This is a genomic window from Micromonospora sp. 4G55 (assembly GCF_016803375.1).
This window is the reverse complement of sequence record NZ_JAEVHN010000375.1, coordinates 1-6,132: the sequence shown is the minus strand read 5'-3', so window position 1 is coordinate 6,132 and position 6,132 is coordinate 1. Positions and strand designations below refer to the sequence as shown.

The window sequence follows — 6,132 nt, the reverse complement described above, 5'->3', positions numbered from 1 at the left end:
GCGGAATCGACGCCCTACGGCCACGACCCGGCGCGACCCTGCCCAGATCGGCCAGCCCACGCTCGGCGAACTCCGACCGCCACGCCCGCACCGTCACCCGGGTCACCCCAGCCAGCACCGCATTGTCGGCGTTGGACATCCCGTCCGCGGCCCGCAGCAGCACCTGCGCCCGCTGCACCAGCCGATGCTCGACCGTACGCGACTTGGCAAGAGACTCCAGCAGTTCCCGCTGGCCGGGTTCGAGCACCAGTGGTGCGGCAGAACGTGTCACGTCCAGAGCCTACTAAAAAGGCTAGCTATTTGCGAGACACAACACTAGGTGAGGTCTCTTGATCTAGGCAGCGCGGCCGCGCAAGGCATGGGTGAGGGCGATGTCCACGCTTCCATGCATTCGTCGTGCCTGATCTGCGCCCGGGGCCCGCTCCCGTTGCCTGACGATGCCAGGGGAGGGAGGGACATGAGTGGCTCTCGCGGTCGGGCGGATGGGGCTGGAGAGGGTGAGCCCGGCCTGGCGGTGGGAGACGTCGCCCGGTGGGCAGGTGCTACGCCGGCCTGTCAGCCCTCCGTGGGGAGAGATCGCCGTGGTCGCTGTTTTGTCGGCTCCCGGTCACCGTGGCCGCCCGTCTGGATCCGGCATGCCTCGGCGAGCAGTGCTGAGCGCGTCAGGGACCACTCGGCCTCGGGGATGGCTGGCGCGGCTGCCAGATGCTCGGGCAACGAGGAGATCACTCTGGTGACGAGTGCGCTAGCGATGTGCCGGCGTTCAACCCGGAGTCCTGTGTTGTGGCAGGTCCGGCAGCGTATGAGGCCGGCTGCGCACTTGATGGCGCCGAAGCAATCGGGGCAGCGGTTAAGGTCGGCAAGGATGTCGTCGGTGAGGACGTCGGCCAAGGTGTGGGGGCCGGTGCCGCCGTAGCCCCAAGCGAACAGGCCGCGGGCGCCTGCTTCACTGTCGCGCAGCAGCCGCCGGCTGCCGTCTGGTTCCTCGACCACCACGAGGTACGAGCCATCACGTTCGGGTAGGCCGTGGTAACGCCGCTCGATGAGGCCGGACGCTGCGAGAAGCTTCCGAAGGCTGTCGTGTAGGCCAAGCGCACGCGGCCCCGATAGAAGCACCTCACGTCGACCGGTTTTAGCATTTGCCGACCAGTGGATAGCCCCCGCGATGAGGCGACGAAGCTGGGGATGCATTCGTCGGGCGCAGGGGACCTCGTCGCATTCGTCATCTAGTTGGTTTCCCTGCTCGGTGGCCGGCCAGCCGGCATCGTCGTCGTCCTGCTCGTCCGTGTCGTACTCGTCTAGGACCCGCGTGAGGTACTCGTGTAGGTGTTGGGCGGCGCCACGGTCGCCCTCGCGACCGGCGGCGATCGCGTGGGCCCACAGAGTGAACAGGTAGGCGGCCGGGTAGATCGGATCATTCACGCGCAAGTGGAGCTGGAGTTCTTTCTCAGCCCTCTTGACCAAGGCGTCCGGGAGTGTCTGTGGCTGACCGGCGGGAGCCGGCTGGCGGCGGCGCTTTTCCGGGCTGTGGACCAGCCAGCCAGCGGCGATCAATCGGGCCTGCCAGGCTGTGGCGGCAAGCGGGTAGGGACTTCCGTTGGTCCGCCACGGCAGCCAGTCGACCAGTTCGTTGATCGCTCTGTCTGCCTGGTGACCGGGCGGAGTAGCGGATAGGAGCGGGTCGAATTCGGCGATAAGGCCGGCGAGTACCAGCGATGCGCGGTGCTGGTTAGCGTCCGTATCGTTACGGTGACCCCGATTTAGGTCTCGGGCCACGCGGTCGAGTGCCTGCATGTAGACCTGAACCGCTCGTCCGTCGCCTGTGGTGGCTGCCATCGTCGCTGCGCTGAGGAGCCTCCGCCCCGCCAGTAGCGCTCGTCGATCGAAGCCGGCGTGAAAGGCGGCCGCCGCGAGCTCGGCCAGCGTCTCGCCGACGGCCACGGCGGGGCCGGTCGGGTCGGGTGTGTGGGTGGTGCGCCATCCGGTGCGGTCTGGGGGCAGCGGACGAGCCGGACTGATGTCCTCGGTAAGCCGGGACGCGATTAGTTCTAGTTGTTCTTCGACGGCATCGCTGGGTGGCATCCGATAGGTCGAGTAGAGCTGGTTTGCGAGGTGCCCGAGGCGTCGTACGTCGGCTTCAAACGCGGCGCTGCCCTGCCACCCGGCTGGCCAGGCCGCATTCGCCGGCGTGGGCGCGGCGAGCACGGAGGCGAGACGATTTACCTCAGCAAGGAAGAGGTCGTAGGCGTCAACGCTCATCGTCCGCATGTTGGCTGATGAGTGCGCCGTCACTTGTGCCGCGGGCTGCGTGTGTACGACCGATGCGAAGATCGCCAGAAGCTTCTGAGCGTCCAATGCACGACGGGTCGCGTCGTCCATCGCCTCGCTCACCGAGCGTGACACCAGTCGTCGATGCCCCTGCTCTGGACCAATTGCATCCGTCGGGCCGGGCCCTCGCCACAGACCGACCGCGTCCCCGTTCTCGACGCTGCTGCGCTCAGCCAAGCGTTGGAGTCGATTTTCGGCAGCGTGTGTCGGCCTCCCGTCCAGGTTAGCTGGGGCGCGGTGCCGCCGACGGCCGCCGACGTTGGGCGATGGCGGTTTCAGTGCCGGAAGAATGGGGGGTTGCAGGAGATTTGCCAGCCGCGCCCCGATGACGTCCACGAGGGCGTCGAGCAGGACGTCACCATGTACGTACGGGCCGGCCCCTCGGGTCCGCTGCGCTAGGTCGCCGATGGTTTCGATCACCGCTTCGGCCACCACGGGATCACGGCTGAGGTGAACACCCAAGGCCGCGAGCGCGGCGATCACGTCCTCTCGGCCAGCGTCGGGCTCCCGCCCCAGGTCGGCCGCTACCAGCCGGACGGCTCGGGCGATCTCCTCCGGTCGCTCACCGGCGTGCCAGCGCAGCACCAGAACTAGCCCCCACGTTGCTGCCGCCGTCCGGTACTGCCCGATGGGCAGGCGGGTGGCGCCGACAAGCTCGGTGAGCAGCTCCGTCTGGGCTGCCAGAGCCCGTTGCGATCGGGAAGTACGGCCAGCGAGCGCGGCAACTCTCTGCGCTGTGTGGCTCACAAGCCAACCTGGGTTGGCCCGACGCGATCCACGCCAGGTCGCATCGGCTAGGAGCAGCAGCGCCGTTCCGAAGCCGGCGAACGCCAGGCGGGTCGCGAACGGGGAGGGATTGACCGCCGCGACCATAGGTAGCACGACGCCCAGGGCAGCGACGGCAGCCACACTCATGGCGCTGGACCAGTTGAAGACGACCCTCGCTGCGCGCCAGGAAAACGGGGAGAGCAGCTGTATAGCGACCAGCGCAACTGTCGGCAGCAGGACCAGCAACGCGGCGACAATGGCGGACATAGCGAGGCCGGCGGCGGATTGGAAGCCCCGGCCGGCGTCACCTGCGGCAAGGGGAATCCGCGGCCAAACAGTGCTGCCGAAGACCCAGGCCGCGGTCGCCACCCACCCCCATGCGGCAGCTCCCGTCTGCCGCCACCGTACGCGCCGAAACTTGCTTTGAATCACGGCGCTGAGTATGCGCCCGCGCGTCCAGCGGTATGGGTGGCTGGCTGGTCTGGCCGTGCGGCCAGGCTGCCGGCCCACCCCATCGCCGGTCAACGGCCTGTCGTTCAGCGGCGGCCCCGTGGGCTTTCCGATCTCCGCGCCAGCCGCCGGGCATCGGGCTTGACGGCCGCAGAGCGACAGCGGCAGCGGCCGGCGCGCGCCCTGGCGGCGGCGCGTGCGGCCCGTTCAGGGCGGCCTTGATAGACGTGCAGAAAGTCCTCCCACACCAGCCGGCAGCCGGCTGTCCGGTCTCGGGACCTGCGTGACAGATCGGTATCAGGACTTGGGTGACACTTAGCCTGGGATGGCCGGGGCCACGGCGATCAACCACGATGGGCGCATGATCGAGCGGGAAATCGAGCAGGGACCGACGAACGTCGTCGCTCGGCGCGTGATGGCAATGGTGCTCACCAACTTGGTCGTCGTTGCGGTGCCAGCCGTGCTCATTGCCTGGCGCAATCCGTGGCACTACGTTCACCTGATGCCGTTTGGCCGGTCGTCAGTCGTGGCCAGTGTGCTGTTCGTCGTACCGGCGCTGCTCGGCATGGCGGCATGGCTTGTTCTGCGGCCAGCGCCGGCGCGGGCGGTGGCTGTGGTCGCGACCGTCTTGGCGTTGGTCATGGCTTGGGGTGGCTTCCAGTTTCGCACTGGGGCATCGCTCTACGGCTACGAGTCAGACGGGGACATCCGGGTTGTAGCCGTCTCCCCAGGAGGTTCGTTCGAGCTGGTCCTGCTGCACTACCCCGCGTTCATGACGGGCTTCGACATCCTACGGATTCGGTCACGGGCTGGACTGAGGAGCCGGGAAGCCAACCAGGACCTCGCATGCTTTGCCACGCCGTTCGATCCGGTTGGCCCCGAGGGCACCTTCGGTACCGCTCACTTCCTGAGCGACCACGAGATTGAGGTCCGCACCGAGGCAGGCCAGCCCTGGACGACGAGGTTCGACCCGCGCACCCTCCTGGTTGTCTCCACCCTGGCCAGTAGGCCGATAACCTCGCCAGGTCGGTGCGCTATGGCGCACAGGGCCGAACGGCTTGATCTGTCCACCCGACCGGAACCCGGCACGAGGGGGCACCCTGCCCACCGTTCAGGCTTCCGAAGCGGCGTCTGGAGCCTGGTGATCGCCGGCGCACTGCGGTGCACGACCGGCGGCAGATGTGTTCACTTGGTCTTGGTAGACGCCACCAGCGATACGTGCCCATCCCGCCGCAGGAGAGGTGCGCTCGGACCGGAGTGTTGGCTAGCCGTTGAACTGTTCCCAGTCGAGACGAGAGCGTAGGGGCCGCAGGGCTGAGCGTTGTCGGCTGCCGACGCTCAGCCAGATACCACTGTCGCCGTAGTCGGCGGCCATGGCGACCAGTCCGGGAGCCACCCAGTGGCGCGTCGGGTCGCCAGGTACGCGCATGGGCTGCAGCGGGACGGGAACCAGATCCTCGACGAACCGGTCCAGCATCTCCGTGGTGACCGTGGCGAAGCCGGTGAACGGTGAGGTGCTCACCGCTTCGTTGAGGGCGAACTGGAGCAGGAAGCCGCTGAGGCGTTCCCGCTCGCGCAACCGCTGCGGGCCGCCGTCGTACCACACGACCGGATCGTCGTCGGTGGGGTCGATCAACGCCACCCAGACGCCCTGATTCTCGGCCGCGAAGGCCACCAGCGGCTCGTCTTCCAGGTACTCGATCCTGTCGGGCGGCTCGATGAAGTCCTGCCGGCCGAGGATTTCCTCGCGGCCTCCGGCGATGTCGTGGAAGGCCAGCAACGGGGCCGGGAGTTTCATAGCCGCGTGTTGGGGTGTGGCCGGTAGCACCGGCACATCGGCGTACCAAGCGGTCAGAAAGGAACGCAGTGCCCGGGTCAGGTCCTGCGGCACATCGTCCAGCCAGGCGATACCGGGTACCGGCAGCGTCGGCGTCGGCGTCGGCCGCACCTTGTCTAGCAGTTCGGGGGGAAGCCGCTCGCCCCAGGTCAGTTCAGCGAATGTGAGTGGCCCCTGTTGCCCCGTGTACGGGTTCATCCCGCGGTAGATGCTGCGGGCTTGGTAGAGCTCACCGAGAGCCAGGCAGCCATCCGCCATCTTGACAAAGCCCAGAAGCGGCTGATTGGCCTGGTTCTTCGAGCGTATCCACTGAGTCGCCTCGCTGGGTAAAGGCTCCCGCAGCACCAGTGTGTTCGCGTTGTCGACAGCGGTGCCGTGGGGCCGGTCTCCGGCGTCGACGATCACGACCAGAGCGTTGGCCCCGTACGCGAAGGTGACACCATCACCATGCACGACCTCGACGTTCGGGCCGGCAGCACCCACCGCCGCCCGCTCCGGGACAACCGACCATCCCTCGATCATCGGGCGAGTATAGGAGCCCGGATCGAACCGGAGAGTTGATCAGGTCTAGGCGAGCGTCGCCCAGCGGCGAGGTCAACTCGACATGAATAGCCGCTCGCGCTTGGCGCGTGACGGAAGCTTCGGCAGATCCGCGCGTCTGGCGCATGTACCCCGCGTTCGGCCTTGGTGCTGGACGAGTAGCGCCGGAGTCGGTCATCGTGCTGAGCGTGGCTAAGGGACGTCTCGTA

Annotated in this window: 4 protein-coding genes; 1 reads left to right on the top strand and 3 read right to left on the bottom strand. The window is 67.6% G+C overall.

From position 1 onward, the window contains the following. Positions 1–271, bottom strand: a 271-nt coding sequence (locus tag JNW89_RS24800; RefSeq protein WP_238450714.1) for a helix-turn-helix domain-containing protein, incomplete at its 3' end; no start/stop codon positions are given. 284 nt (positions 272–555) lie between these two features. Next, positions 556–3,465, bottom strand: a complete 2,910-nt coding sequence (locus tag JNW89_RS24795; protein WP_238450713.1) for a hypothetical protein — start codon at positions 3,463–3,465, stop codon at positions 556–558. A gap of 442 nt (positions 3,466–3,907) precedes the next feature. On the opposite strand from JNW89_RS24795, the gene JNW89_RS24790 reads away from it, so the two are divergent. After that, positions 3,908–4,849, top strand: a complete 942-nt coding sequence (locus JNW89_RS24790; RefSeq protein WP_238450711.1) for a hypothetical protein — start codon at positions 3,908–3,910, stop codon at positions 4,847–4,849. Here JNW89_RS24790 and JNW89_RS24785 read toward each other — a convergent pair. Continuing rightward, complete coding sequence (locus JNW89_RS24785; RefSeq protein ID WP_238450710.1) at positions 4,811–5,905, bottom strand: hypothetical protein; 1,095 nt, start codon at positions 5,903–5,905, stop codon at positions 4,811–4,813. The two genes, JNW89_RS24790 and JNW89_RS24785, sit on opposite strands and share 39 nt — an antisense overlap. Positions 5,906–6,132: the final 227 nt, after the last annotated feature.